Source organism: Streptomyces sp. NPDC002676 (genome assembly GCF_053592455.1).
In genome coordinates this window covers 357,596-384,314 of sequence record NZ_JBSFVT010000005.1, presented here as the reverse complement: position 1 = coordinate 384,314, position 26,719 = coordinate 357,596, and the positions used below count along the sequence as shown (strand labels likewise).

The 26,719-nt window shown below is 72.4% G+C and carries 21 protein-coding genes; 13 read left to right on the top strand and 8 right to left on the bottom strand.

Annotated features, from left to right (window positions below; all coding sequences use genetic code 11):
* Positions 1–91 precede the first annotated feature (91 nt).
* From ACWD3E_RS17715 to ACWD3E_RS17705, 3 genes are all read left to right on the top strand, one after another.
* Positions 92–643, top strand: a complete 552-nt coding sequence (locus ACWD3E_RS17715) for a PDZ domain-containing protein (protein ID WP_451388454.1) — start codon at positions 92–94, stop codon at positions 641–643.
* A gap of 85 nt (positions 644–728) precedes the next feature.
* A complete protein-coding gene (locus tag ACWD3E_RS17710; protein ID WP_451388453.1) occupies positions 729–1,850 on the top strand; it encodes an aminopeptidase P family protein in 1,122 nt (373 codons plus the stop codon).
* A gap of 80 nt (positions 1,851–1,930) precedes the next feature.
* Complete coding sequence (locus ACWD3E_RS17705) at positions 1,931–2,839, top strand: phosphotransferase family protein (protein ID WP_451388452.1); 909 nt, start codon at positions 1,931–1,933, stop codon at positions 2,837–2,839.
* Positions 2,840–2,884: 45 nt separating this feature from the next.
* Here the strand turns inward: ACWD3E_RS17705 and treZ are convergent, their stop codons facing one another.
* Positions 2,885–4,630, bottom strand: coding sequence for a malto-oligosyltrehalose trehalohydrolase (treZ, locus tag ACWD3E_RS17700; protein WP_451388451.1), 1,746 nt, complete (start codon positions 4,628–4,630; stop codon positions 2,885–2,887).
* A gap of 177 nt (positions 4,631–4,807) precedes the next feature.
* Between treZ and ACWD3E_RS17695 the strand changes: the two genes are divergently transcribed.
* Both ACWD3E_RS17695 and ACWD3E_RS17690 read left to right on the top strand, forming a co-directional pair.
* Positions 4,808–5,362, top strand: coding sequence for an FHA domain-containing protein (locus ACWD3E_RS17695; protein WP_451388450.1), 555 nt, complete (start codon positions 4,808–4,810; stop codon positions 5,360–5,362).
* Between the two features lie 74 nt (positions 5,363–5,436).
* Complete coding sequence (locus ACWD3E_RS17690; protein ID WP_451388449.1) at positions 5,437–5,853, top strand: SSI family serine proteinase inhibitor; 417 nt, start codon at positions 5,437–5,439, stop codon at positions 5,851–5,853.
* A 41-nt stretch (positions 5,854–5,894) separates the two neighbouring features.
* Here ACWD3E_RS17690 and ACWD3E_RS17685 read toward each other — a convergent pair whose 3' ends face one another.
* Together ACWD3E_RS17685 and lpdA are read right to left on the bottom strand one after the other, a co-directional pair.
* On the bottom strand, positions 5,895–7,145 hold the full coding sequence (locus ACWD3E_RS17685; RefSeq protein ID WP_451388448.1) for a M14 family zinc carboxypeptidase: 1,251 nt from the start codon (positions 7,143–7,145) through the stop codon (positions 5,895–5,897).
* Between the two features lie 138 nt (positions 7,146–7,283).
* The gene (gene lpdA / locus ACWD3E_RS17680; protein ID WP_451388591.1) at positions 7,284–8,738 is read right to left on the bottom strand and encodes a dihydrolipoyl dehydrogenase; all 1,455 of its coding nucleotides are present in this window, start codon (positions 8,736–8,738) and stop codon (positions 7,284–7,286) included.
* Positions 8,739–8,840: 102 nt separating this feature from the next.
* On the opposite strand from lpdA, the gene ACWD3E_RS17675 reads away from it, so the two are divergent.
* Positions 8,841–9,749, top strand: coding sequence for a LysR family transcriptional regulator (locus tag ACWD3E_RS17675; protein WP_451388447.1), 909 nt, complete (start codon positions 8,841–8,843; stop codon positions 9,747–9,749).
* A gap of 87 nt (positions 9,750–9,836) precedes the next feature.
* Here ACWD3E_RS17675 and ACWD3E_RS17670 read toward each other — a convergent pair whose 3' ends face one another.
* The 3 genes from ACWD3E_RS17670 to glgX form a co-directional block, all read right to left on the bottom strand.
* On the bottom strand, positions 9,837–10,970 hold the full coding sequence (locus ACWD3E_RS17670; RefSeq protein WP_451388446.1) for a glycosyltransferase family 2 protein: 1,134 nt from the start codon (positions 10,968–10,970) through the stop codon (positions 9,837–9,839).
* A gap of 282 nt (positions 10,971–11,252) precedes the next feature.
* Positions 11,253–13,622, bottom strand: coding sequence for a malto-oligosyltrehalose synthase (gene treY, locus ACWD3E_RS17665; protein ID WP_451388445.1), 2,370 nt, complete (start codon positions 13,620–13,622; stop codon positions 11,253–11,255).
* A gap of 99 nt (positions 13,623–13,721) precedes the next feature.
* Positions 13,722–15,851 carry a glycogen debranching protein GlgX gene (gene glgX / locus ACWD3E_RS17660; protein WP_451388444.1) on the bottom strand — a complete coding sequence of 710 codons (2,130 nt, stop codon included), beginning with the start codon at positions 15,849–15,851 and terminating at the stop codon, positions 13,722–13,724.
* A 254-nt stretch (positions 15,852–16,105) separates the two neighbouring features.
* On the opposite strand from glgX, the gene ACWD3E_RS17655 reads away from it, so the two are divergent.
* The 4 genes from ACWD3E_RS17655 to ACWD3E_RS17640 all read left to right on the top strand — a co-directional run bounded on the left by ACWD3E_RS17655 (position 16,106) and on the right by ACWD3E_RS17640 (position 20,480).
* Positions 16,106–16,918: a Tat pathway signal sequence domain protein gene (locus ACWD3E_RS17655; RefSeq protein ID WP_451388443.1), complete on the top strand. Its 813-nt coding sequence runs from the start codon at positions 16,106–16,108 to the stop codon at positions 16,916–16,918.
* 56 nt (positions 16,919–16,974) lie between these two features.
* The gene (locus tag ACWD3E_RS17650; RefSeq protein ID WP_451388442.1) at positions 16,975–18,297 is read left to right on the top strand and encodes a copper amine oxidase; all 1,323 of its coding nucleotides are present in this window, start codon (positions 16,975–16,977) and stop codon (positions 18,295–18,297) included.
* Positions 18,298–18,413: 116 nt separating this feature from the next.
* Entirely contained in the window at positions 18,414–19,652 is a 1,239-nt protein-coding gene (locus ACWD3E_RS17645; protein WP_451388441.1) for an SAV2148 family HEPN domain-containing protein, read from the top strand.
* 102 nt (positions 19,653–19,754) lie between these two features.
* Positions 19,755–20,480: an exonuclease domain-containing protein gene (locus ACWD3E_RS17640; RefSeq protein ID WP_451388440.1), complete on the top strand. Its 726-nt coding sequence runs from the start codon at positions 19,755–19,757 to the stop codon at positions 20,478–20,480.
* 27 nt (positions 20,481–20,507) lie between these two features.
* On the opposite strand, the gene ACWD3E_RS17635 is transcribed toward ACWD3E_RS17640, so the two are convergent.
* Together ACWD3E_RS17635 and ACWD3E_RS17630 are read right to left on the bottom strand one after the other, a co-directional pair.
* The gene (locus ACWD3E_RS17635; RefSeq protein ID WP_451388439.1) at positions 20,508–21,371 is read right to left on the bottom strand and encodes a phosphotransferase enzyme family protein; all 864 of its coding nucleotides are present in this window, start codon (positions 21,369–21,371) and stop codon (positions 20,508–20,510) included.
* A gap of 159 nt (positions 21,372–21,530) precedes the next feature.
* Complete coding sequence (locus ACWD3E_RS17630) at positions 21,531–23,777, bottom strand: MMPL family transporter (protein ID WP_451388438.1); 2,247 nt, start codon at positions 23,775–23,777, stop codon at positions 21,531–21,533.
* A gap of 402 nt (positions 23,778–24,179) precedes the next feature.
* Here ACWD3E_RS17630 and ACWD3E_RS17625 point away from each other — a divergent pair, with 402 nt between their 5' ends.
* From ACWD3E_RS17625 to ACWD3E_RS17615, 3 genes are all read left to right on the top strand, one after another.
* A complete protein-coding gene (locus tag ACWD3E_RS17625; RefSeq protein WP_451388437.1) occupies positions 24,180–24,731 on the top strand; it encodes a DUF1697 domain-containing protein in 552 nt (183 codons plus the stop codon).
* A 117-nt stretch (positions 24,732–24,848) separates the two neighbouring features.
* Positions 24,849–25,898, top strand: coding sequence for a ketopantoate reductase family protein (locus ACWD3E_RS17620; protein WP_451388436.1), 1,050 nt, complete (start codon positions 24,849–24,851; stop codon positions 25,896–25,898).
* A 157-nt stretch (positions 25,899–26,055) separates the two neighbouring features.
* Positions 26,056–26,697 carry a mycothiol-dependent nitroreductase Rv2466c family protein gene (locus ACWD3E_RS17615; RefSeq protein WP_451388435.1) on the top strand — a complete coding sequence of 214 codons (642 nt, stop codon included), beginning with the start codon at positions 26,056–26,058 and terminating at the stop codon, positions 26,695–26,697.
* Positions 26,698–26,719: the final 22 nt, after the last annotated feature.

Below are 26,719 nucleotides of genomic sequence, written 5' to 3'. Positions count from 1 at the left end.
ACCCTCCGCCGCCCTCCGGCCAGTCTCACTCGTTCGTGTCTCGTCACGGCCGGGCGCCCCGGGTAGAGCACCAGTCGGAGGCGAGCGAACCATGGAACACACTGTGTTGCGTCCCAAGCCCATGCCCGGCCAGGACCGCAGGGAGGGCGGCGTCCCCGTCCCCGTCCGGCGCCCGCACGGGGCGCGCAGGCGCGGCCGGCGGCTCAGGACGCTGCTGTTCGGCCTGTTCATCGGCACCGTTCTGGTGCTCTCCGGCGTCGGCGTCGGTACCGTCGGCGCCACGGTCATCGGGCTCGGCAAGCTCGCCGACCTGCAACGCCACAACCCGCCGCCCGCGCTGCCCACCAGGGCCACTCCCGGCCCCGCGCGGGCGGTGTCCGCGGCCACGCTGGGCCTGGAGGCCGTCGACGCGCAGAAGGCCGGCGCCCTGGTGGTGGGCGTCCACGTGCCCGGCCCCGGCTACACGGCCGGCCTGGTCCGCGGGGACGTCCTGCTACAGCTCGGCAGCACGCGCATCGACTCGGCCGCCGACCTCGCCCGCGCCGTCGCCCGCGCCCGCCCCGGCACGCGCGTGACCCTCACCGTCCGCCACCACAGTGGGGGCTACCAGCAGTTGACGGCGGTTCTGGCCGTGGTGACCTGAACCCCGGCGATATCCCGTTGGTCACCCTCCGCCGCACGCGCCATGATGGCCCCATGTCGTTCCCGACCCGCGCTCGGAGGCCCGGATGACCGGTCACGCGCCCTTCACCGCCGACGACTACCGCGCCCGCATGGAGCGTGCCGCGCGCTCCGCTGCCGACGCGGGCCTCGCGGGCCTGCTCGTGGCGCCGGGACCGGACATGGTGTGGCTGACCGGATACACGCCCACCGCGGTCACCGAACGGCTCACCGTGCTGGTCCTCACCCCCGGGCACGACCCCGTCCTCGTCGTGCCCACCCTGGAGGCCCCGGACGCCGGGCACGCGGCCGGCGCCTCCGCGCTCACCCTGCGCGACTGGACCGACGGCAAGGACCCCTACGCCGTCACCGCCGCCCTCCTCGACCGCGACGGCCGGTTCGGCATCAGCGACAACACCTGGGCCATGCACCTGCTCGGCCTCCAGCGGGCCCTGCCCGGCACCTCCTATGCCGCCCTCACCGACGCCCTGCCCATGCTGCGCGCCGTCAAGGACGCCGCCGAACTGGAACTCCTGGCAGCCGCCGGAGCCGCTGCCGACCAGGCGTTCGAGGAGATCCGGAAAGTCCCCTTCGCCGGACGCCGCGAGTCCGACATCGGCCACGACCTCGCGGACCTGCTGCGCCGCTTCGGGCACTCCCAGGTCGACTTCACCATCGTCGGCTCGGGCCCCAACGGCGCCAACCCGCACCACGAGGTCGGCGACCGCGTCATCCAGCACGGCGACATGGTCGTCCTCGACTTCGGCGGCCTCAAGGACGGCTACGGCTCCGACACCACCCGCACGGTGCACGTCGGCGAGCCGGCCGAGGAGGAGCGCACCGTCCACGACATCGTGCGCGCCGCCCAGGAGGCGGGCTTCAACGCCGTACGGCCGGGCGTCGCCTGCCAGGAGGTCGACCGCGCCGCCCGCGCGGTGATCACCGACGCCGGGTACGGCGAGTACTTCATCCACCGCACCGGGCACGGCATCGGCGTCACCACGCACGAGCCGCCGTACATGATCGAGGGCGAGGAGCAGCCCCTCGTGCCCGGCATGTGCTTCTCCGTGGAGCCCGGCATCTATCTGCCCGGCCGCTTCGGGGTGCGCATCGAGGACATCGTCACCGTGACCGAGGACGGCGGACGCCGGTTCAACAACACCACCCGTGAGATGGTCATAGTGGACTGAGAAGCCACAAAGAGGCCGGAGGGCCCGCAAAGGCTCAAGAACCACCTCGACGACATTCCGGAACGGCGAACGCGCGACCCATGACCCAGGCACCGACTCCCACCGCGGACACCGTCCGCAGACTGGTTCGCCCGCTGCTCAAGGAGAGCGGCACACAGGAGCCAGACGTGCGGCCCGTCACGGCGGGCCGTGAGCACACCTGGTGGGTCGGCTCCCGCCATGTGCTGCGCCTCGCCCCCGACCGCGAGGCCGCCGCGCTGCGCCGCCGCGAACTGCGCCTGCGCGACCTGGTGCGCCCGCACGTGCCCGTCGCCGTCCCGACCAGCGTCGCGCACGGCGACTGGGCACCCGGGCTCGCCTACACCCTCGACACCCTGGTGCCCGGCGGCACGGCCGACGAGCACGACGTCTCCGCCGTCGGCGAGGCCGACCTCGCAGGCCTGCTCACAGGCTTGCGCGCGGTGCCCGTACGTCAGGCCGAGACGCTCGGCGTGCCGCGCACGGCCCCGCGCTCCCTGGAGGCGCTGCGCAGGATGGCCGTGCACGCCGCCGAACGGCTCGATGCCGGCGACGAGTTCGACGCGGCCCGGCTGCACCAGCTCACCCCGCCCGGCGCGGCCCAGCTGGCCGCCCAGCCCGGCACCGCCGTCCTCACCCACCACGGCCTGACCGGCGAGCACGTGGTGGTCAGCGCCGACGGGCGGGTGCGCGGCGTCCTGGACTGGACCGCGGCGGTCCTCGGCGACCCCGCCGAGGACATCGCCGGGCTCGCCGTCGCCGTGGGCTCCCCGGCGGCCGTCCGCGCCGCCACCCTGGCCGGCTACGGAGCCCGCCCCTGTCTGCGCGGCCTGTGGCTCGCCCGCTGCGACACCGTCATCCGCCTCACCGACCACCTCGACGGCCGCGCGGGCGGCTCCCTGGCGCTGCTGCGGACCCAGCTGCGGCGGGCCTGGGAGCCGATCCTGCTGGAGCGGGTGACCGAGTTCTAGGACGCCGAGCAGGCACCGCAGGGCCGGCTCAGGGCCTTGAGGGCCTTACGGCTGGACCAGCACCACGCACGACTCCCCGGGCACCTGGAGCAGCCCGTCCGGGCCCGGCGCCGCCACCGGGTCCCAGGCGGCGAGCACCTCCACCCGGTCGGTGCCCAGCGGGATCGCCGCGGGCTCCTTGCCCAGGTTCACCGCCACCCGGACGTCCCCGCGCCGCAGGGCCAGCCAGCGCCCCTCCTCGTCGTACGCCACCTTCGTGTCGGCCAGGTCGGGATCGGTGAGGTCCGGCTGCGTCCGGCGCAGCGCGAGCAGTTGCCGGTACCAGGCCAGCACGCGCGCGTGGGGTTCGGTCTCCGGTTCCGACCAGTCCAGGCAGGAGCGGTCCCGGGTCGCCGGGTCCTGCGGGTCGGGTACGTCCTCCTCGGCCCAGCCGTGTGCCGCGAACTCCCGCCGCCTGCCCCGCCGTACGGCGTCGGCCAGCTGTGGGTCCGTGTGGTCGGTGAAGTACTGCCACGGCGTGCCCGCCGCCCACTCCTCGCCCATGAACAGCATCGGCGTGAACGGCGCGGTCAGCGTGAGCGTGGCCGCGCAGGCCAGCAGACCGGGGGAGAGGAGCGCCGAAAGCCGGTCTCCCTGGGCCCGGTTGCCGACCTGGTCGTGGGTCTGCGCGTAGCCGAGCAGCCGGTGCGCGGAGACCCGCGCGCGGTCCAGCGGGCGGCCGTGGCGGCGGCCCCGGAAGCTGGAGTACGTCCCGTCGTGGAAGTAGCCGCCGGTGAGGGTCTTGGCGAGCGCGGCGAGCGGGGCGCGCGCGAAGTCGGCGTAGTAGCCCTGGGACTCGCCGGTGAGCGCGGTGTGCAGGGAGTGGTGGAAGTCGTCGTTCCACTGTGCGTGCACGCCGAGCCCGTGCTCCGCGCGCGGGGTGATGTACCGCGGGTCGTTCAGATCGGACTCGGCGATCAGGAACAGCGGCCGTCCCAGCTCCCCGGCGAGGCCGTCCACGGCCGCCGACAGCTCCTCCAGGAAGTGGCACGCGCGCGTGTCGTGCAGCGCGTGCACCGCGTCCAGCCGCAGCCCGTCCAGCCGGTAGTCCCGCAGCCACGCCAGCGCGCTGCCCACGTAGTACGCGCGCACCTCGTCCGAGCCGGGCGCGTCCAGGTTCACCGCCGCGCCCCAGGGTGTGTGGTGCGTGTCCGTGAAGTACGGCCCGAACGCGGGCAGATGGTTGCCCGACGGGCCCAGATGGTTGTGCACGACGTCCAGGACGACGCCCAGGCCGAGTTCATGGGCCCGGTCGACGAACCGCTTCAGTGCCTCGGGGCCGCCGTACGGCTCGTGCACCGCCCACGGCGACACCCCGTCGTACCCCCAGCCGTACCGTCCCGGGAACGGGCTCAGAGGCATCAACTCCACGTGTGTGACGCCCAGTTCCGCGAGGTGTTCGAGGCGGGCGGCAGCCGCGTCCAGGGTGCCCTCGCGGGTGTACGTGCCCACGTGCAGCTCGTAGAGCACCGCGCCCGGCAGCGCGCTCCCCGGCCACGCCGTACGCCACGTGTAGCGGCCGTGGTCCACCACGGCGCTCAGGCCGTCGGGGCCGTCCGGCTGGCGGCGCGAGCGCGGGTCGGGCAGCACCGGGCCGTCGTCCAGCGCAAACCCGTACCGGGCGCCGTCCCGCGCCTCCGCCTCCCCCGTCCACCAGCCACTGCGCTCCGGATCGCGCTCCAACGCGCGCGTGGCGCCGTCGCACTGGAGCGTCACTCGGTCTGCCTTCGGTGCCCACACCTCGAACTGCACGGACGGTTCCCCTTCGTCTGCCCACACGTGATGTCAAGCCCGTCCATCGTGCCGCGAACACGGTCGGCGCGCTTCGGAATTCCGCCCTTTCCCGGCAGGTGTCGTGGACGTACGCGCGCGTGGGCGCACTTTTCCGCTTTCTGGACACCCGGGGTTCACTGACCGACAATCACCTGCGTGACGTCGTCTTTCGAGTTCTCCACGTACCCCGCGAGGCTGTCCGACGCGGAGCGCGACAAGGCGCTGCAGGTGCTGCGTGACGGCGTCGCCATGGGCCGGCTGTCGCACGACACGTTCGTACGCCGCATGGAGCTGGCGCTCGCCGCCCGCCGCGCGGACGAACTCGCCGCCCTCATCTCCGACCTGCCCCCCGAGAAGAACCGTCTCTCGCGCGCCGTCTTCGGCACCGTCGAGGCCGTCTCCGGCTTCACCGTGCGGCTGCGCCGGGCCTGGCAGGCCGAACGGCTGCCCAAGCTGCTGCTGCCCCACCCGGCGGGCGCCCAGCGGCTGCGCATAGGCCGCGACCCGGCGAACGGGCTGCGTCTGAACCACGAGACGGTCTCCCGCGTGCACGCCGAACTCAGCCTCCAGGGCGGCGTCTGGGTGCTCAGGGACCTCGGCTCGACCAACGGCACCACCGTCAACGGCCGCCGGGTGATCGGCGCCGTCGTCGTCCGCGAGGGCGACCAGGTGGGCTTCGGACGGATGGCGTTCCGGCTCTCGGCGAGCTGAGCCGGCCCGCGGGGCGGGTCCCGTTCGGGTGAGCCGGACTGGGGAACGCGTGCCGCCGTGCCGATGCAACGGGCATGACGTACATCACCCGAGCGACAGCGGCGGCCGGCGCCCTGCTGGCCGCCGCCTCTTTCCTCGCCGCGGGACCGGCCCGGGCGGCGGCCCGCGACCACGTCCCCGGCAACTGGCTCTACTTCACCGTCACCCGCGGCGACGCACAGTCCGGTGACACGCGCGGCGTCCTGCTGCTGTGCGACCCGCCGCAGGGTCGTCACGTGCAGGCGGCCAAGGCCTGCGCCGCACTCGCGGCGGCGGGCGGCGACATCGCCCGCATCCCCGCCAAGGGCGTCTTCTGCCCGATGATCTACGCCCCTGTGACCGCCGAGGCGCGCGGGCAGTGGAACGGACGGCGGGTCGCCTACCGGGAGACGTTCTCCAGCAGGTGCGTCATGAACGCGCGGACGGGATCGGTCTTCGCCCTGGACGACTGACCCGGACCACTGGCGGCCGGGCGCGTGTGGGCCCGGGTGGCTCACGCCGCCCGGTCCCGCGCGTGCTGCGCCGCGACCAGGGCCGTCCGTGACTGGTGCTCCACCTGGTGCTGCAAGGGCACCCAGCGGGCCCGGAAGCGCCCCGCGAAGGCATCGCACCAGGTGGCGACGAGCTGTTCGAGCCCGGGCGCCGCACGGTCGTCCGCCGCCCGCAGCACCCGCAGCAGCATCGCCGCCGCGCGCAGCGGCAACCGCCGTCCGAACGCGTCCACGCTGCCGACGTAGGCCATCGTCGTGCCGGCCGGCGGCGTCTGGATCCAGTCCTGCGCCAGGCCCGGGATCAGGTCCAGGGCCCACCGCGTGGCCCGCAGCAGCGGCCCGTCCGCGCCGTCCAGCCGGGGCAGCGCCTCGGCGAGCACCCGCTCCACCTCCAGCGAGTCCCGCAGCAGGCGCTGCGCCAGGCGCCGTATCGCCGCCGCCGGGGCCGGATGCGGCGCCGGGTCGTCCACCAGGTCGCTGGCCCACATCGGCACTTCCACGACGGCCGTCAGACCGCCGTACCGGTGCGCGTGGTACCAGGTGCTGTGCCGGGCGTCGTCCGGCATGCTCGGGTAGGCGACGCCCGACTCGGGGCCGGGCATCACATGCACCCCGGGGCCGGAGGCGGGCCAGCCCGCGGCGTCCGACGCGCCCGTCTCCACCGGAATGTGCAGCTCCGCCGCGGACTTGGCGAACGGCTCGGCGAGGCCGGGCACGTCCCTCGTCAACTGCACCCAGCTGCCGCCGAGATCGGTGCCGTGCAGGGTCACCTGGAGGTACGGGCGCAGTTCGTCGATGACCCCCGTCAGTGCCCGTGTCTCGGGCGGCAGCCGGTCCGGCGGCAGGACCGAGGGCGACCACTCCGGCTGCTCCGCGCCCGTCGGCCGGTAGAAGCCGAGGTGGTAGTCGAGCAGGCTGCGGGGCGCCGGGGTCACATGCAGGCTCGCGCCGTCCGGGTCGGCGCAGAGCAGGAAGTGCCAGGAGGTGTCCGCCCGCAACTCCCGTTCGGCCAGCACCCGTTCGGCCAGTGCCCGGAGTGTGGAGCCGCCGGCCGGCTCATTGGCGTGGGCGCCCGCCACCACCAGCACGGCCCGCCTCGCGTGCCCCACGGACAGCAGGTGCAGGGGGCGGCCGGCCCGGGAGGCGCCCACCTGTCTGAGCGCGCACAGCGCGGGCTCCTGAGCAGCCAACGCCCGTGCGGAGGCGACCAGTTCGGGAACGCTGGGGTAGCGCAGCTCCGGCAGGAGACTCACCCCCGACTAGTCCGCCCGGCTTCGCCCTCCAAGTGCCGCACGGCCTGGGAGAACTGTCAAGCACGCTGCGGGGGAGGCTCCGAGGGGCGCCCGGGCGTCATGACAGGGCGGCCGGGCGCCCCGGTACGTGCCAGGCGTTCACTGCTGGTGCAGCCCGCGTCCCGCGAGCGTCAGGAACACCTCGCCCACCGCCTCCGACAGCGTCGGGTGCGCGTGTACATGCCGGGCCACGTCGGACGGCTGGGCGTCCCAGCCGACGATCAGCTGGCTCTCCGCGATCATCTCCGACACGTTCGGGCCGACCAGGTGCACGCCGAGCACCTGCCCGCCGCCGGCCTCGGTGACGACCTTCACCATGCCGCCCTGCCCGTGCACCATCCCCTTGGCGACGGCGGTCAGCGGCATCGTGTTGACGTCGACCTCGTGCCCCCGCGCGCGTGCCTCCGTCTCGCTCAGACCCACCGCCGCGGTCTGCGGCGAGGAGTACGTCACCCGGGGCACGGCCGCGTAGTCGACCGGCGCCGAGGTCACCCCGGCGAGCGTCTCCGCCACCAGCAGGCCCTCGGCGAACGAGGCGTGGGCGAGGCCCAGGGACGGCGGCGGCAGCAGATCGCCGACGACATGGATGCCGGGCACGGCCGTCTCCAGCCGGTTCCAGTCCGCCGGTGCGACGAAGCCCCGCTCGTCCGTCGTCAGGTCGGCCGCGGTCAGGTCCAGGCCCTCGGTCACCGGCGCGCGGCCGACAGCCACCAGCAGCCGCTCCGCCTCCACCGTCCGGGTCTCGCCCCGCGCGGTGCGCACGCGCGCGCGTACGCCGTTCTCCAGCACCTCCGTGTCCAGCAGCCGCGCGCCCGCCTGCACGTCGACCCCGCGCTTCTTCAGGCCGCGCGTCAGGTGCCGGCTCACATCGGCGTCCTCCAGCGGCACGATCCGGTCGGCGGCCTCCACCAGGGTGACCTCGGCGCCCATGGAGCGGTGGAAGGAGGCATACTCGACGCCGATCGCGCCCCCGCCGAGCACCAGCACGGACGCGGGGAGCCCGGGCGCGAACAGCGCGTCGTCGCTGGTCACCACGCGACGCCCGTCCGACGCGAGCCCCGGGAGCGTGCGCGGGCGCGAGCCGGTCGCGAGGACGATGCCACGGCGCGCGGCGAGGTCGTGCACGCCGGGCGCGGACCCGCCGCGGGCGCCCGGGGTGGGGTGGTCGGGGCCCACGCCCTCCACCCGCACCGTGCGCGGCCCCGTCAGCCGTGCGCTGCCCCGCAGCACCCGCACGCCCGCATGCGCGAGATGCGCCTCCACCCCCTTGTGGTTGCGCCCCACGATGTGGTCCCGGGTGGCCACCAGGGCCGTCCAGTCGACCGAGTCCACCGTGGCCTTCACGCCCCAGCGCTCGCGCGCCTCCACGATGCCGTCCACCAGTTCGGCGGCGTGCAGCATCGCCTTGCTCGGGATGCAGCCCCGGTGCAGACAGGTCCCGCCGACCTTGTCGCGTTCCACGAGTACGACGGCGAGCCCGAGGGACGCGGCGCGCAGGGCGGTGCTGTACCCGCCCGTGCCGCCGCCGATCACGATGACGTCCGGTGTGTTCATGGTCATGTCCCCACCCTGCGCCCGCCCCTTGCCATGAGTCCAAGGCAATGTTCTTGTGGAATCCATGCAGGATCTTTATGGGAGGCGGCGGAGGGCGGAGAAGTGAGCCTGCGGCAGATGGAGTACTTCGTGACGGTCGTCCACGAGGCGTCCTTCACGCGCGCGGCGGACTCCCTGCACGTCACACAGCCCGCGCTCTCGCACCAGATCAAGGCCCTGGAGAAGTCGGTCGGCGGCGCCCTGCTGGAGCGCCTCCCGCGCGGCGTGCGCCTCACTCCCATGGGCCGTGCCTTCCTGCCGCACGCCGAACTCGCCGTCCGCAGCGCCGCCCAGGCCCGCCGCGCGGCCCGCGCCTCCGCCGGCGCCGAGGGCGGCGAACTGCACGTCGCGGCCCTGCACTCCATCGCCGTCGGCGCCATGCCCGACGTCTTCGCCCGGTGGCAGGCGACCCACCCCCAGGTCCTGCTGCGCCTGCACGAGTACGCCACCACCGAGGCCCTGGAGGACGCCGTGGAGCGCGGCACCGCCGACCTCGCGGTCGGACCCGAGCCCGCCGACCCGCCCGGCACCGTCGTCCCGATCGGCGAGGAGGAGGTCGTCCTCGTGGTGCCGTTCGACGACCGGCTCGCGGGCCGTACGACCGTGACGCTCCCGGAACTCGCCGACCGCGCCTGGATCCGCTGCGCCATGGAACCCGTCGTCCACGGTGAACGCTTCCTCGACTGGGCCTGCGGGGAGGCCGGGTTCAGGCCGCGCACGGCCGTGTGGACCGAGCACACCTCCACCGCCGTGCGGATGGCAGCCGCCGGGGTCGGGGTGTGCGCCGCGCCCGCCCACATCGTGCGCGGCGCGGTCGGCGAGGACTGCGTGGTGCTCACCCCCGACCCGCCCTGGAAGCGCCCCCTGAGCGTCTACGCGCGCGCGGCGCCCACCGGAGCCGCCGAGGCCTTCGTGGACCTCCTGCGCGTCACCTGGCCGTCCCTCGGCGCGTCATGTGAGCGCTTGAGCTGACGGTTCTGAGTGCCAACGCCGACGAGCAGGGCAGCGCCCGGCGCTGCCAACCCCCAGCCCGTCGCGAGCCATGTGCACTCCGACCTCTCAGTGAGTCAGACGCTTTTTGATCCCCCGGGCTATGCGGCCGGGAGTGTATCGGCTGAGTGTCTTGGACAGCGTGGCCACCTTGGCCGGTTCTGCAGGCCGGCCCTGCTGCGGCTCGGGTTTCGGCTGCGTCTTGGGCTTCGGCTTCGGCACCAAGGTGGTGAGTGCCGTGAGCTCGTCGGTGGCGTGAGCGGCCAGCAGCCTGCAGCGCAGGCGCGACAGCGGCGGCAGCGCGGCGATGAGCTCGTCGGACATGTGCTTGTGAATCAGCTCGCCGGCGAGTTTCACGTACAACTCGCGGGTGTCCTCGGGCAGTGTGGCGAAACGGCCCGCAAAGCGTCCGAGAATCTCCAGGGTGAGCCAGCGCTTCAGCAACTGGTTGCGGCTCTCGCCGGGTGGAACATGGGCCGCGACCAGGTCCAGCACGTTGCCGACGTTCCCGAAGAACGAGGCCGGTTCCGGGAGCTGTTGGGCGAGGTGCGGGAAGTCGTCCCGGCGGACCAGGTAGTAGCAGTCGTAGTCGGCGACCACAGACACGGACCGGGCGGCGAAGTAGGCGCCCATGACGAACATCTGCTCCTCGGCAAGGCGGACGCCTTCGGCGAAGCGCAGATCATGTTCCATGACCACAGAGCGGCGGAACAACTTGTGGGCGGTGAGGGTCCACACACCGTTCGCGGTGAAGAGGTCGCCGCCCTCGATGTTCTTCTTGAACGCAACGATGGGGGCTGTGCGGCCCACCCCTGCGATTCTGCCGAGTACGACGTCGGAGTCGTTGCGGTCAGCGGCGGCGACCATACGCTCCAGGGCTTCGGTGCCCAGGTAATCGTCGGGATCGGCGAAGAACAGGAACTCCCCGGCGGCCAGGTCGATGGCGCGGTTGCGAGGCCCTCCGGGGGCGCCGGAGTTCTCCTGGTGCACGACGCGTATGGCCTGCGGGTAGCGAGCCGCCCACTCATCGAGGAGCGCTCCGCTTCCGTCGGTGGAGCCGTCATCGACCACCACCACCTCGACCGAGTCCAGGCCGATGCTCTGCCCGGTGATCGACTCCAGGCACTCGGCCAGGTGGTCAACCGCGTTGTACACCGGGATGATGACGGAAACCCGGGGACGCCGATGTGGCGCGAGGGCCATGGAAGTACTCCTGAGGATGAAGAATCGAACAGAAGATCAACTATGCCCGACATGCAGGTGAACGCACTCAACTGACATTGTTTCGTCGATGAGTTCCGGTCCCTGAAGGTCCGGTGATTCACCCGTAAGGTCCTTGACCGGTGCAAGGCGGGCCATCGCGTGATGCCGCGTCTGCCAGGGCTGATGCGCTCTCAGGATGCGAGACGGAAGCACGTCGAGCTGTGCTCGAACCGTGACCGATAGCGGTCGGTGGCAGCGGCGACCTGTGCCGGCACACGCTCCTCAGGCATCCGCGACCCGCTCCAGCAGCGCCACCGGCAGCCGCTCGAACAACTCCGCCACGCGCGCGTGCCCCGTGAACTCCCGTCCCGGGGTCAGGGTGTCCGCCCACCGCCCCGGTGGCAGCGGCAGCCGGGTCTCCCGCCAGCCGCCCGCCTCGGCGAGCCGCAGCGACAGCCGGGTCACCGCCGTGACCGCCTCACCGGAGCGCACGAAGGCCGTGCAGTGCCGTGCCGCCGGGCCTTCGGCGGGCAGCGGCGCGTACGTCGCCTTAGCGCCGAAGGCGCCGGGCCGGCGGGCGCGCAGTCGCAGCGCCGCGGCCGTCAGTGCGTCCTTCTCGCCGGGCGCGGCGGGCGGGAACGCCACGGGCCGCCGGTTGTCCGGGTCGACCAGCGCCCGGTACTCGCCCTCGGTGCCCTGGTACAGGTCCGGCACCCCCGGCATCGTGAGCTGGACCAGCGCGGTGCCCAGCACGTTGGCCCGGATGTGCGGCTCCAGCGCCTCCCGGAAGGCCGCCACACGCTCGCCGGGCGGCCCGCACGGTCCCGCCGCCACGAAGGCCGCCACCGCCTCCTCGTAGGGCGGCTCCTGCTCCGTCCAGCTCGTGTACAGGCCCGCCTCGCGCACATGCTTCAGCAGCGCCCCCCGCACCCGTTCCTCCGCCGCGGGGCCCAGCCCGAACACCGTCTGCCAGGCCGCCCACGCCACCTGCCCGTCCGGCACGCCCTCCTCGGGCAGCGTCACCTCCGCGAGGAGCTCCGCCCAGCGGCCGGGGCACTCGGTGAGCACGGCCAGCGCCGCCCGCACGTCGGCGCTGCGCTTGGTGTCGTGCGTGGAGACGACCGTCCCGGTCAGCGGCCAGTCGCGCTGCACGCGCGCGCAGTACGCGTGGAAGTCCTCCGGGGACACGCCCGGGCGGCCCGGATCGCCGCCCACCTCGGTCGCCGACAGCAGCGGCACATAGCGGTAGAACGCGGTGTCCTCCACCGACTTGGCGCGCAGCGCCGATGCCGTCTGCGCGAACCGCGCGCGGAACTCCTCCCGGGCCGCCCGGTCCTCGTCCGGCCCCGCGCCGGGCGCCTCGGTCAGCAGCCGGCGTACGACGTCCACGGCCCCGCCCTCCTCGGGCACCACGAAGGCGAACCGGGCCTCCTCGGCCGCCTCCTCGGTGACGACGGCCGAGGCGTCGCCGGAGGCGTACGGCCGGTACACCCGCAGCCGCACCAGCAGCTCTTCCAGCGCCGTGCGCAGCGCCCAGGGCGCGCGGTCGCGCAGCGCGAGGTCCGGCGAGGCCGCGCACAGCCGGGCCGCCACCCGGGTGAGCCGGTCCGTCTCGGCGGCCAGCTCGTGCGTGAGCACCTTGTAGGCCGCGCGCCGCACCGTGGCCTCCCAGTCGCCGCCCCGGTCCGTCTGCGGGGCCGCGAACCTCCGGTACTCGGCGAGGAGTTCACCGGCGCCGTCCGGGTCCGTGAACAGCCCGTCGACGTGGCGCAGGGCGTCGTAGCCGGTGGTGCCCGCGACGGGCCAGGAGGCCGGCAGGCGCTCGCCGTCGGCGAGGATCTTCTCCACGACCGTCCAGCGCCCGCCGGTCGCCGCGTGCAGCCGCGCCAGATAGCCGTCGGGGTCGGCGAGCCCGTCGGGATGGTCGACGCGCAGCCCGTCCACCACGCCCTCCGCCAGCAGCTGGAGGATCTTGGCGTGGGTGGCGGTGAACACCTCCGGGTCCTCGGCCCGCACCCCGATCAGCTCCGAGATGCTGAAGAAACGCCGGTAGTTCAGCTCGGTCCGGGCCAGCCGCCACCACACCGGGCGGTACCACTGCGCGTCCAGCAGCCGGGGCAGCGGCAGGCCCTCGGTGCCCGCGCGGAGCGGAAACGCGTGGTCGTGGTAGCGCAGGACGTCTCCGTCGACCACGAGGTGGTCCAGTTCCGAGCCGAGGGGAGCGCCGAGGACGGGCAGCAGCACCCGCCCGCCCTGCGCCTCCCAGTCGATGTCGAACCAGCGCGCGTACGGCGACCCGGGGCCCTCCCGCAGCACCTCCCACAGGGCGTGGTTGTGCCGGGGGGCCATCGCCATGTGGTTCGGCACGATGTCCACCACCAGGCCCAGGCCGTGCTCCCGCGCGGTGCGCGCCAGCGCGCGCAGCCCCTCCTCGCCGCCCAGCTCCTCGCGCACGCGCGCGTGGTCGACGACGTCGTAGCCGTGGGCGGAGCCGGGGACGGCCTCCAGCACGGGGGACAGGTGCAGGTGCGAGACGCCGAGCGACGCCAGATACGGTACGGCCGCCGCCGCGGCGGCGAACGGGAACGCGGGCTGGAGCTGCAGCCGGTAGGTGGCCGTGGGCACCCCCGGTCCGGGTCGCGCAGAAGTCATGCAGACCTACGTACCCAGTACGCCCCCTCGTACCCAGTACGCCCCCTTTCGTGTCATCGCTCCCTGCCCGGACCCACGCCCCGGCGCGGGTGGCTCCCGCTAGGTGGGCCGCTGCAACACCGTCAGGCTGCGGTCCGGCAGCGTGATCCGGTCACCGGCCGCGACCTTCGCTCCCGCGCCCGGCGGTACCCCCTCCGGGCGGGCCGTGTCGACGACCACCTGCCACTGGCGGCCGTGGTCGACCGGCACCAGGAAGTCCAGCGGGCCCGGGGAGGCGTTGAACATCAGCAGGAAGGAGTCGTCGGTGATGCGCTCCCCGCGCGGGCCCGGTTCGGAGATCGCGTTGCCGTTCAGGAACACCGTCAGCGCGGACGCCCGCGCCGAGTCCCAGTCCCGCTGGGTCATCTCGCCGCCCTCGGGCGTGAACCAGGCGATGTCGGACAGCTCGTCGTGGGTGCCCTCCACAGGCCGGCCGTGGAAGAAGCGGCGCCGGCGGAAGACCGGGTGGTCCCGGCGCAGCCAGACCATCGCGCGCATGAACTCCAGCAGTTCGCCGGGTTCCTCCGGCCGTTCACGGGGATCCTCGGGCCAGTCCAGCCACGAGACCTCGTTGTCCTGGCAGTAGGCGTTGTTGTTGCCGCCCTGGGTGCGCGCGTACTCGTCGCCGTGACTGATCATCGGCACGCCCTGCGACAGCATCAGCGTGGCGACGAAGTTCCGCATCTGCCGGGCGCGCAGCCCGAGCACCTCCGGGTCGTCGGTCTCGCCCTCCGCGCCGCAGTTCCAGGACCGGTTGTGGCTCTCGCCGTCCCGGTTGTCCTCACCGTTGGCCCGGTTGTGCTTGTCGTTGTACGACACGAGGTCGCGCAGCGTGAAGCCGTCGTGGCAGGTCACGAAGTTGATGGAGGCCAGCGGGCGGCGCCCGTCGTCCTGGTAGAGGTCGGACGAGCCCGTCAGGCGGGACGCGAACTCCGCGAGGGTGCGCGGCTCGCCCCGCCACAGGTCCCGCACCGTGTCGCGGTACTTGCCGTTCCACTCGGTCCACAGCGGCGGGAAGTTGCCCACCTGGTAGCCGCCCTCGCCGACGTCCCACGGCTCGGCGATCAGCTTCACCTGGGAGACCACCGGGTCCTGCTGCACCAGGTCGAAGAACGACGACAGCCGGTCCACCTCGTGGAACTGCCGGGCCAGCGTGGCAGCGAGGTCGAAGCGGAACCCGTCGACGTGCATCTCGGTCACCCAGTACCGCAGCGAGTCCATGATCAGCTGGAGGACGTGCGGGGACCGCATGAGCAGCGAGTTACCGGTGCCCGTGGTGTCCATGTAGTAGCGGGGGTCGCCCGCGAGCCGGTAGTAGCACGGGTTGTCGAGGCCCTTGAAGGACAGCGTCGGGCCCAGATGGTTGCCCTCGGCGGTGTGGTTGTAGACGACGTCCAGGATGACTTCGATGCCGGCCCCGTGCAGCGCCCGGACCGCCGACTTGAACTCCAGGACCTGCTGGCCGCGGTCGCCCCAGGAGGCGTACGCGTTGTGCGGGGCGAAGAAACCGATGGTGTTGTAGCCCCAGTAGTTGTTCAGGCCCATGTCGACCAGCCGGTGGTCGTTCACGAACTGGTGGACGGGCATCAGCTCCAGCGCGGTCACGCCCAGCTTGGTCAGGTGTTCGATGATCGCCGGGTGCGCGAGCGCCGCGTACGTGCCGCGCAGCTCCTCCGGCAGCCCCGGGTGACGCATGGTCAGGCCCTTGACGTGGGCTTCGTAGATCACCGTGTGGTGGTACTCGGTGCGTGGCGGCCGGTCGTCACCCCAGTCGAAGTACGGGTTGATCACCACCGAGGTCATGGTGTGCGGCGCCGAGTCGAGGTCGTTGCGCCGCTCCGGGGCGTCGAAGTGGTAGCCGTACACCTCCTCGCCCCACCGCACGGAGCCGCTGATCGCCTTCGCGTACGGGTCGAGCAGCAGCTTCGCGGAGTTGCAGCGCTGACCGCGTCCGGGGTCGTACGGGCCGTGCGCCCGGAATCCGTACCGCTGACCGGGCATCACGCCCGGCAGGTACGCGTGCCGCACGAAGGCGTCGCTCTCGCGCAGCTCCACCGCCGTCTCGGAGCCGTCGTCGTGCAGCAGACACAGCTCTACTCGGTCCGCGGCCTCCGTGAAGGCCGCGAAGTTGGTTCCGGCGCCGTCGTAGGTGGCGCCGAGCGGATACGCCTCGCCAGGCCAGACCTGCATGGACACGACTCTTCCAGGTGTGCCGCCCCGCCGGGGCCGCGTTGGCTCCGAGTCTCCCCGAAAGTTCTGCGCGTCCCCGGAGGTTCCGCGTGTCCCCGAAAGGTCCGCATCTTCCCGAAAGCGAGGCAACCTCCCGCGGCTTACGTCCCTCTTAGCGGCCGACCAGTGCACACGGACGACTTTCGTACCTGCCGTGTGCCGAACCAGTGGGGCAACACGTACTCCCGGGGATGTTGGGGGAGTAGGGGGAAGATGTGCGCGAGATAGTGCGCCGCCATCTGGGCAAAGTGGTGGCCGGTACGGCCCTGGCGGTGGCGGGGACCGCCGCCATGGTCGCGATCACCCTGCCGGGCACGGCAGGAGCGGACGACACAGGAGGGGGCGGGAAGGGCACACAGGCCGCGCGACAGGCGGGCCAGGGGCCGGGCGCGGTCCGGCCGGGCGTCGTGGAGCAGGCGCCCGCCGAGGGCAAGAAGGGCAAGGGCCTGGACCCGCTGACCGACGACGAGTTGCAGCGGGTCGAGAAGATCGCCCTGGGCGGGCAGCTGCCGCACACGGGCCAGAACGTCACCGGGGGCCGTGGTCCGCAGCGGCTCACCGCCGACCTCGCCGACCCCGAGGCCGACGAACTGGACGACCCGAACGCGCCGCGCCGCGCGGACGTGACCTTCTACGACTACCGCGACGACTCGCTCGTCACCAAGACGGTCGACCTGGACTCCGGAAAGGTCGAGTCGACCCAGGTCAGCCATGGCGTCCAGCCGCCGCTGAGCCCCGCCGAGAACACCGAGGCGGCCCGGCTGCTGATCGCCGACCCGCTGGCCGCGGGTCTCAAGGCTGACTACAAGGACGCCACCGGCCACGAGCTGACCTCCCCGAACCAGCTGGTGCTGGGCGGCGCGGTCTACCGGGCCACACCGGGCGGGCAGCCCGCCGTGCTCGACAAGTGCGGCGAGCACCGCTGCGCGCGGCTGTTCGTGAAGGTCAAGAACGGCCCGTGGATCGACACCCGCTGGCTCGTCGTGGACCTGAGCGCCCGCAAGGTCGGGCAGCTCGAGCGGCCCTGAGCGGCAGCCTTCCGCACCTTACCAACTTGCTTTCTCCGTAAGGGAGTCACTTCGCCATGCGCGCAACCAGACTGAGCCGCGCCCGCAGCCGCGCGGCCGTCGGCCTCGGCGTGGCCGCTCTGGCCGCCGGGGTCACCACCGGCGCGGGCCCGGCCACCGCCCAGCCCAGGACCGCCACCGCCGCCACCACCGCGCCCGCACCCGCCTGCAGTGCCGCCTACCGGATCGAGCAGAAGCTCTCCACCGGCACCACCTGGCGGATGTGCTGGCGCTACGACAGCAAGGCCGGCCTCGTCCTGGACAACCTCTCCTACCAGCCCAAGGGCGAGCCCAAGCCGATCAAGGTCCTCAACAGCGCCCGCCTCGCCCAGATCGACGTCCCCTACGACGACGGCAGCGTCGAGTACGACGACCTCACCGGCCAGGGCTTCGCGGACGGCCTGATGAACCTCCTTCCGGCCGAATGCCCCGGCGGCACCATCAAGACCGTCCGGGTGCCCAATGGCCAACAGGGGCCGAACGTCAAGGGCCTGTGCACGACCACGCGTTCGCGCGGCCACGCCTACCGCAAGCTCGACGAGGACACGAACAAGGTCTACCAGGCACAGGGCAAGGACCTGCTCGTCTACACGGTCAACAAGGTCGGCTGGTACGAGTACATCACCGAGTGGCGCTTCCAGGACGACGGCGCCGTCAACATGAACGTCGGCGCCACCGGCAGCCTCTCCCCGTACGACTACGACGCGGGCGACGGACGCGGCTGGCCCATCGGCAAGGGCGCCCACGCCTACGCGACCGCCCACAGCCACAACGTCTTCTGGCGGCTGGACTTCGGCCTCGACGGCTCCTCCAGGAACGGGATCGAGCAGTACGACTCCGCGGTCACCCCGCCGACGGGACGTCAGCAGGCCCCGTCCACCAAGACCACCCACACCCGGGTCACCAAGGAACTCGCGGGCGACTACAAGACCTACCGCTGGTGGCGGGTGGTCAGCGCGACCGGCAAGAACAAGGACGGCCACGCCCGTTCGTACGAGATCGTCCCCGGCCCCACCACCAAGTACCCGGGCCGCGGCTTCACCCGGCACGACCTGTACTTCACCGAGTACGACAAGTGCGAGAAGTTCGCCAGCAACAACCCGAACTGCGCCCAGGGTCACCCGCTCACCGTCGACAAGTGGGTCAACGGCCAGACCCTGACACACCCGGTGGTCTGGATGAACGTGGGCTTCCACCACATCCCCCGGGACGAGGACCAGCAGCCCATGCCCGTCCACTGGCAGGGCTTCGCCATCGTCCCGAGGGACGTCACGGCTATGAATCCGCTCACTCCGGACGCGCTCGCGTGGCAGAACGGCCACTGGCTGCCGCGTAGTTGAGAAAACGGGCCGGGAAACCGACCTGCCCATCCGGCTGCATCGCCGACCGCTCCCGGAGTACCCTTCCTTGATCGTTGGGACGGGGAAGGCCCAGGGGGGCGGAAGGCGGTGCGCGGGTGGGCTCGGGAGGGCTGGAGCTGCCCCCTGGTGACGAGGGTCATGAGGGGAACTCCACAGAAGTCCCGCCCGGCGCGGTGTCCCTGGCCCGGCCGATGGACGCCGGATCCATCGGGCCGGAACTGGACTGGGGCGCCGACGCCTGGCTCGAGGTGCGCACCCGCGCCCAGCGGGCGGGCCGGGCCTACATCTGGCTGAACCTCGTCGAACAGCGGCTGCGCGCGGTCGTGGCCGCTGTGCTGCGCCCCGTCTACGAACCCGTCCACGGGGACGAGTGGGTGATCGCAGCGGCCGGCCCGGCCGGCCAGGAGTGGGTGCAGCGCGCGGTCGCCGTCCGCGAAGTCAGCCGCCGCAAGGGCTACTTGCTCGACCCGGCCGACGACAACGTGCTCAGCTTCCTCACCCTGCCCCAGCTGCGCGAGCTGGTGGTGCAGCACTGGCCGTGCTTCGAGCCGTACTTCGACGAACGCCGGGACCTCGAACTCGCCCTGGACGAGCTGGAGGTGACCCGCAACGTCGTCTCCCGCAACCGGGCCCTGTCCGAGGCCGTCCTGAACCAGGCCGAGCGTGCCTCGGCCCGGCTGCTGGAGATGCTCGGCGCGGGCGGCGACGTCCCCTCCGCGCGGCGGCTGCCCGTCGACGCCGTCGAGGACCTCGTCGGCGACCGGTACGCCGATGTCGTCGCCGTGCACTCCGACCGGGTACGGCTGCTGCGCCGCTTCCCGGCCGAGGACATCTTCGGCGGCGCCCGCCGTCTGGACGCCATCGGCATCGGCCTCAACCTGCTGGTGCAGAACTTCTCCGGCCGGCGCCTGGTCCGCCTCGCCGAGGCCGGCTGCCGGGTGCGGCTGCTCTTCCTGAACCCCGCCTCCAGTGCGGTGAAGCGCCGCGAACGCGAACTCGGGATGAAACGGGGCGAACTGGGCCGCTCGGTGGAGATGAACATCCTGCACATGCGCCGGGTGCGGTCCCGGCTGCGCGATCCGGGCGCCTTCGAGATCCAGGTCTACGACGAGACGCCCCGCTTCACCGCCTATCTGGTGGACGGCGACGGTGCCGACGGCGTCGGGGTGGTGCAGTCCTATCTGCGCGGGGCGCGCGGGATGGAGTCGCCGGTGCTGGTGCTGCGCAACGGCAGCCGACTGGTCAAGTCGGACGACGTGGGCGAAGCCGGGCTCTTCCCGACATACCGCGAGGAATTCGAGCTGGCTTGGGCGGATTCGCGCCCGGTGTCCTGAACCGTCCCACCCATTAAGCGGAACGCGGTGCTCTGATTGTCAGTGCCGCGTGCGAGGGTGGAGCCCACTGGGGGAAAGCACCACCAAGAAGGGGGGCCGCCCATGGGCTGGCACCGGGAGCTGCTGATCGGCTTCGACCTGGAGACGACGGGCACCGATCCGCGCGAGGCGCGCATCGTCACCGGCGCGGTGATCGAGGTCAGGGCCGGGGAGCCCGTCGGACGCCGGGAATGGCTGGCGGATCCGGGCGTGGAGATCCCGGCCGACGCGGTGGCCGTGCACGGCATCAGCAACGAACGCGCGACGGCCGAGGGAAGACCGGCCGACGAGGTCGCCGCCACCATCGCGGACGTCCTCACCGGGTACTGGAAGACGGGCGTTCCGGTCGTCGCCTACAACGCGGCCTTCGACCTCACCCTGCTCTCCGCCGAACTGCGCCGCCACGCCCTGCCGTCCCTCTCCGACCGGCTCGGCGGCCAGGCCCCGGCCCCGGTCATCGACCCGTACACGATCGACCGCCGGGTCGACCGCTACCGCCGCGGCAAGCGGAACCTGGAGGCGGTCTGCGCCGAGTACGGCATCACCCTCGACTCCGCCCACAACGCCTCGGCCGACGCTCTCGCCGCGGCCCGCCTGGCCCACGCGATAGCCGATCGCCACCCGAAGATCGCAGCCCTCGGCCCGGCGGAACTGCACCACCGCCAGATCGAGTGGTACGCGCAATGGGCGGCAGACTTCCAGGACTTCCTGCGCCGCAAGGGCGATCCGGAGGCTGTGGTGGACGGGGTATGGCCACTGCGGGAGTTGGCGGACAGCCGGCCTGCCTAGGCTCACTGGCCTGCCTGCGCAGCAGCCTCAGAACGGATACCACCGCACCGTCTGGTCCCCGTCCCGCAGCGACGCCACTCGACGTCGGAACTCGGCCAGCGCCTTCGGACTGCTCGCCGCATGCTGCGCAACCCACGCACAGCTGGCCGTCTCGCGGGCCCCGCGCAGCACCGAACAGCCCTCCCACTCCCGCACGTCCCAGCCGTAGGCCTCGGTGAAGGAGTCGTACGCCTCGGCGGCCAGTCCATACCGGTCGCGGGAGAGCGCCATGACCACCAGATCGTGCTCGCGCAGGTCGGCGGAGAAGGTCTCCAGGTCGACCAGGACCGGCCCGTCCGGCCCCACGTGCACATTGCGCGGCAGCGCGTCGCCGTGGATCGGCCCCGGCGTCAGGCGGGGCGTCAGCGCGGCGGCGGCAGCCGCGAAGCCGTCCCGGCGTGCCCGCAGATACGCCGCGTCCTCGGGGTCGATCGCCTCGCCCGCGAGGCGCAGCCAGCGCTCCACACCGCCCAGCAGCTCGCGGGGCGGCAGCTCGAAGGGAGGGGAAGGCAGGGCATGCACGATACGCAGCAGCTCGGCCAGATCCCGCGGCTCGGCCGGCCGCACCGGATCGGGCAGCCGGTGCCACACGGTCACCGGATGCCCCTGCACGAGCCACGGCTTCGGCTCGGCCGCCCGCACCGCCGGTACGCCCGCCTCGGCCAGCCAGCCGGCGATGTCCAGCTCGCGCCGGGCCCGCTCCAGCAGCTCCGCGTCGCGGCCCACCTTCACCGCCAGTCCGCCGGCGGCGAACACCGCGTTCTCACCGAGGGCAAGGAGCTTGGCGTCCCCGGCCCGGCCCGGCAGCACCCCCGCCGCGGCCAGTACGTCCCGCGCCCGCGCCTCGTCCATCGTCCGCCTCCGTGCCCTCGTCCCGTGCCGTGCCTGTGCCGACCGTGTCCGATCCACGGTCTCCGGTCAGTCTCGCATTCGCCCAGGTCGGACCAGGCAGAAGGAAGGGCCTGCTGACACCACGCGGTGTCAGCAGGCCCTGGGACGGCGACGACGGAATCAGACCGTCAGCCGCTCACCCTCCCCGTGCGCCGGGGCAGCGATCGCCTCGGGCGACTCGTCGTGGGTGAGGTCCGGCAGGCGGTGCATCCACTTCGGCAGGTACCAGTTGCGCTCGCCGAGCAGCGCCATCACGGCCGGCAGCAGCACACCGCGGATGATGGTCGCGTCGATCAGGACCGCGGCGGCCAGGCCCACGCCCATCTGCTTCATGGACTGCATGGACAGCGTGCCGAAGATCGCGAACACGGCGACCATGATGACGGCGGCGCTGGTGACGACCCCCGCCGTGGTGACCACGCCGTGCTGGATCGCGTCCCGGGTGCTGCGTCCGCGTACCCGGGCCTCGCGGATCCGGGAGACCACGAACACGTGGTAGTCCATGGACAGACCGAACAGGATCACGAAGAGGAACAGCGGCAGCCAGGTCACGACCGCGCCGACGCCCTGCGCGCCCACCAGCGAGGCGCCCCAGCCGTGCTGGAAGACGGCGACGAGGATGCCGTAGGCGGCGGCCACCGACAGCAGGTTGAGCAGGATCGACGTGATCGCGACGGTCAGCGAGCGGAACGACAGCAGCATCAGCAGGAAGGCGAAGACGACCACGAACGCGAAGACCGGCACGACGGAGCCGAGCAGCTGGTCGTTGAAGTCGTGGTTGCCGGCGACCTGTCCGGTGACCGGCGCCTCGACGCCGTCGACCTTGCCGAGGGTCGCGGGCCGGACCTCGTCACGCAGCTTCTCGAGGCTCTTGACCGCCCGGTCCATGTCGGAGCCGCCGACCAGCGGCACGTCCACCACGGCCACGTTCTGCGCGTCGTGCAGCCTGATGGTGACCGGGCCGCGCGAGGCGCCCGACGCGATCGCCTGCCGCTTGAAGTCGGCGAGCGCCGTCCGTACCTCGGGCGCGTTGATGTCCTTGGCCCGCACGACGACCTGGGCCGGTTCGCTGCCGCCCGGGAAGGCGTCGTTGACCCGGTTGTACGTCTTCACGATCGACAGCGAGTTGCCGAACTCCTGGTCCAGCGTGAGCTGCTGGGTCTTCATGCCCAGCGCGGGCGCGGCGATCGCCAGCAGCGCACCGCCCGCCACGAGCACGGAGACCAGCGGCTTGGCCAGCACCCCGCGCAGCACGGCCGTCCAGAACCGGCTCTCGCTGTTCGTGCCGGACCGGCGCCGGCGGTTCAGGAACGGCAGACGCCCCTTCTCGACGCGCTCGCCGAGCAGCGAGAGCAGCGCGGGCAGCACCGTCACCGACCCGACCATGGCCACGGCGACCACCATCAGCGAGGCCAGGCCCATCGCCTCGAACGTGGCGAGCCCGGTGAACAGCATGCCCGCCATCGCCACACACACCGTGACACCGGAGACGACGACCGCCCGGCCGCTGGTGGCGGCGGCGATCCGCAGCGCGGTCCCCGCGTCCCGACCGGCGGCCCGCTCCTCGCGCTCGCGGCGCAGATAGAACAGGCAGTAGTCGACGCCGACGGCCATACCGACCAGCAGCATCACGGAGTTGGCGGTGTCGCTCATCGGCTGCAGATGGCTGACGATGCCCATCAGACCCATCGTCGCCATGATCGCGGTGATCGCGAGGGCCACCGGCAGCAGCGCGGCCACCAGCGCGCCGAACGCGATCAGCAGGATGCCGAGAGCCACCGGCACCGCCGAGTACTCGGCCTTCTGGAAGTCGTTGCCGAAGGCGTCCTTGTACTGCTTGGCCATGCTGGCGCCGCCGATCTCCTCGATCCGCAGCGAGTTGTGCTTCTTCTGCACACCGGAGACCGCGTCCAGCACCGGCCCGACCCGGTCGGCGGCCGTCTTGACGTCACCGCGGATGTCGAACTGCACCAGCGCGCTGCGCCCGTCCCGGGAGATGGTGTGCGCGTCGTACGGCGACGTCACCGCGGTGACCTTGCCGGTGGCGTCGACGGCCTTGACGATCTCGCCGACGGCGGTCCGGAACTCGCCGCTCGTGGCCGACGTGGACCCGTCCTTGGACTGGACGAGCACGGTCTCCGCGGCCGGCTCCTTGAACCCCGCGTCGTCGAGAATCTTCGCGGCGGTGTGCGTCTCGCCCTTGAGCTGGTCGGCCTCGTCGACGTCGACCCGGCCGGCCGCCTGGCCGAACCCCATGGCCAGGACGACGAACAAGACCCAGATGCCGACGGCGGCCCAGCGGTGCCGGGCGCTCCAGCCGCCGGCGCGGGCCGCCAGACCACGCGCCCGCACCTCTCCGTTCCCCATGTCGGGTGTGCCCCCTCGTGTGCGGTGACGGCCCCCTGCCGCCACCTCTAACTCACTCCGGTACGACTGTATGGGCCGGATAAGTACTTCACGTCGTGCTGCCCGGTGAAGTACAGGCCCGAACTCTCATCGCTGGGTATGACAGTGGCCCCTTACATCTATCTGCGGTTGTCGGGGGCGGGCTCGGGGAAGACGCTCAGGGTCGGTGCCCTCGGGTGTCCGTTCCGCCGACAGAGATCCACTTTGTGATTACGAAAACTTGTTGAACAAGTCACAGGTGCGTGAAGAGGTTGATCCGGGGCGGATGATCGGCCAGAGTTTCGCGCAGCCCGGAGCACCGCACGGGCCCGCGGCCGTCGTGCCCGCCCCCACGGGGCACGACGGCCGCTCTATGGTGGGCGGATGACGACCTATGCGGCGCTGCTGCGCGGAATCAACGTCGGCGGCAGCAAGAAGCTTCCGATGGCCGACCTGCGCACGCTCATGGCGGGCCTCGGTCTCGACGCCGTACGCAGCCATCTGCAGAGCGGCCAGGCCGTCTTCACCGTCGACCGGGGCGACGAGCAGTCCCTGGCGGCCGAGTTGGCCCAGGCGATCGAGGCCCGGTTCGGCTTCACGGTCGGCGTGCTCGTGCGCGACCACGCCTACTTGAAGGCCGTGGCGGAGAACTGCCCGTTCCCGGCCGCCGAACTGGAGGCCAAGCAGCTGCACGTCACCTACTTCTCCGCACCGGTCACCCCGGACCGCTTCGCGGAGCTCGACCAAGCCGCCCACCTTCCCGAGGAGTTCCGCCTCGGCGACCGCTGCCTGTACCTCTACGCCCCCGACGGCCTCGGCCGCTCCAAGCTCGGCGAGGCGCTGGCCCGGCCGCGGATCACCAAGGGGCTGGTCGCCACCAGCCGGAACTGGAACACCGTGCTCAAGCTGGTGGAACTGACCGCCCCGACGCAGTGACGGGCTCCGGTGCAGGATCAATCCGCGGATCGGTTCGGTGAGTTGGCGCGGGTCGCGGGGCAGCTCCGTGAGGTCCAGGCCGCCCGGGTCGCGCATCCGTGTGCGAGGCTCTGTCCTATGCGCTACATCATCATCGGGGCGGGGGCGGTCGGCGCCACCGTGGGCGGGCGGCTGGCCCAGGCCGGGCACGAGGTCGTCCTCGTCGCGCGCGGCCGGCACCAGGCCGCGCTCGGCCAGCACGGGCTGCGGCTGCGGGTGCCGGAGGGCGAGCTGACGTACCGGCTGCCCGTGGTGGACGGACCGGGCGGACTCGGCACGCTGCGCGCCGACGACGTCCTCATGCTGGCCGTGAAGACCCAGGACACCGTGGCCGCCCTGGAGGCCTGGGCCGATGTGCCCGTGGCGGACGGCGGCGGCACGGAGACGGACACGGAGACGCCCGGGGCGCGAGCCTGGGAGCGGCTGCCGCTGGTCTGCCTGCAGAACGGCGTGGAGAGCGGACGGCTGGCGCTGCGCCGCTTCCGGCACGTGTACGGCGTCTGCGTCTGGCTGCCCTCGACATTCGTGGAGCCCGGCGTCGTCTCCGCCGCCGGCACCCCGCTCACCGGGGTCCTGCACCTCGGCCGGCTCCCGCACGGTACCGACGACACCGCCCGCCGGATCGCCGCCGACCTGGAGGCCTCCCACTTCGAGGCGCCGGTCGTGCCGGACATCGCCCGCTGGCAGTACGCCAAGCTGCTCTGGAACCTCGGCACGGCCTTCGAGGCGGTGTGCGGTCCCGCCGCCGACGAGGCGGCGCACGCCCTGCTCGCCCGCGTGCGCGCCGAGGGGGAGGCCGTGCTCGACGCCGCCGGGATCGCCCGCGCGAGCGCGGCGGAACAGCAGGCGGCGCGCGGCGGCAAGGTGACCCTGGTGCCGCTCGGTGATGCCCCGCGCGGCGGCGGCTCCTCCTGGCAGTCCCTCGCCCGGGGCACCGGCACCATCGAGGCGGACTACCTCAACGGCGAGATCGTCCTGCTCGGGCGGCGGCACGGCGTACCGGCCCCACTGAACGAACTGCTGCAGCAGCTCGCCAACCAGTTCGCGCGCGAGCGCCGGGCGGCGGGCTCCCTGCCGGTTCCGGAGCTGGTCCGGATGGCCGATGAGGCGGTCCGCCGGAACTGTTGATCTTCAACGGGCATCGACGGGCATCAATGGGCCTCGATGGGCATCAACGGGTATCAAACGGGCCTCGACGGGCATCAACGGGCACCACAAGTGGGCCAGTGAGACAGATGCCGATTGGGTCGGGATCTTGCGCCATCCCCGGACTACCGTCGTCCCCATGACGACGCAGTCCCCGACGCATTCCGAGACCGGCCACCCGACCCGGGTCGACTTCTTCTTCGACCCCGCCTGCCCCTTCGCCTGGATCACCTCCCGCTGGATCCTGGAGGTCGAGCGCGAGCGCCCGCTCGACCTCCGCTTCCGGCCCATGAGCCTGTTCCTGCACAACATCGGCAACGAACTCCCCGACTGGTACCGGGACTTGGTGGACCGCTCGATCGGCCCGGTGCGGGTCGCCGTGGCCGCCGCCGAACGGCACGGCGACAAGGTGCTGCGCGAGCTGTACACCGCGTTCGGGACCCGGATCCACGACCGGGGCATCAAGGACTTCGACGTGGTGATCGCCGAGGCCCTGGCCGAACTCGGGCTCGACGCCGATGTGGCGGACGCCGCCCACGACCCGTCGTACGACGACGCTGTCCGCCGCAGCCACGAGGCCGGGTTCGAGCCGGACTCGGACGGGTACGTCGGCACGCCCACGATCCACGTCGACGGCACCGTGTGGTTCGGACCCGTCCTGCGCGCCATCCCGCGCGGTGCCGAGGCCGCCGAACTCTTCGACAGCTTCCGGGTGCTGGCCCGCCACCCCGACTTCTTCGAACTCAAGCGCACCCGTACGGGAGCCCTGCGCTTCGACTGAACCGCTTCGGCTGAAACCCCTT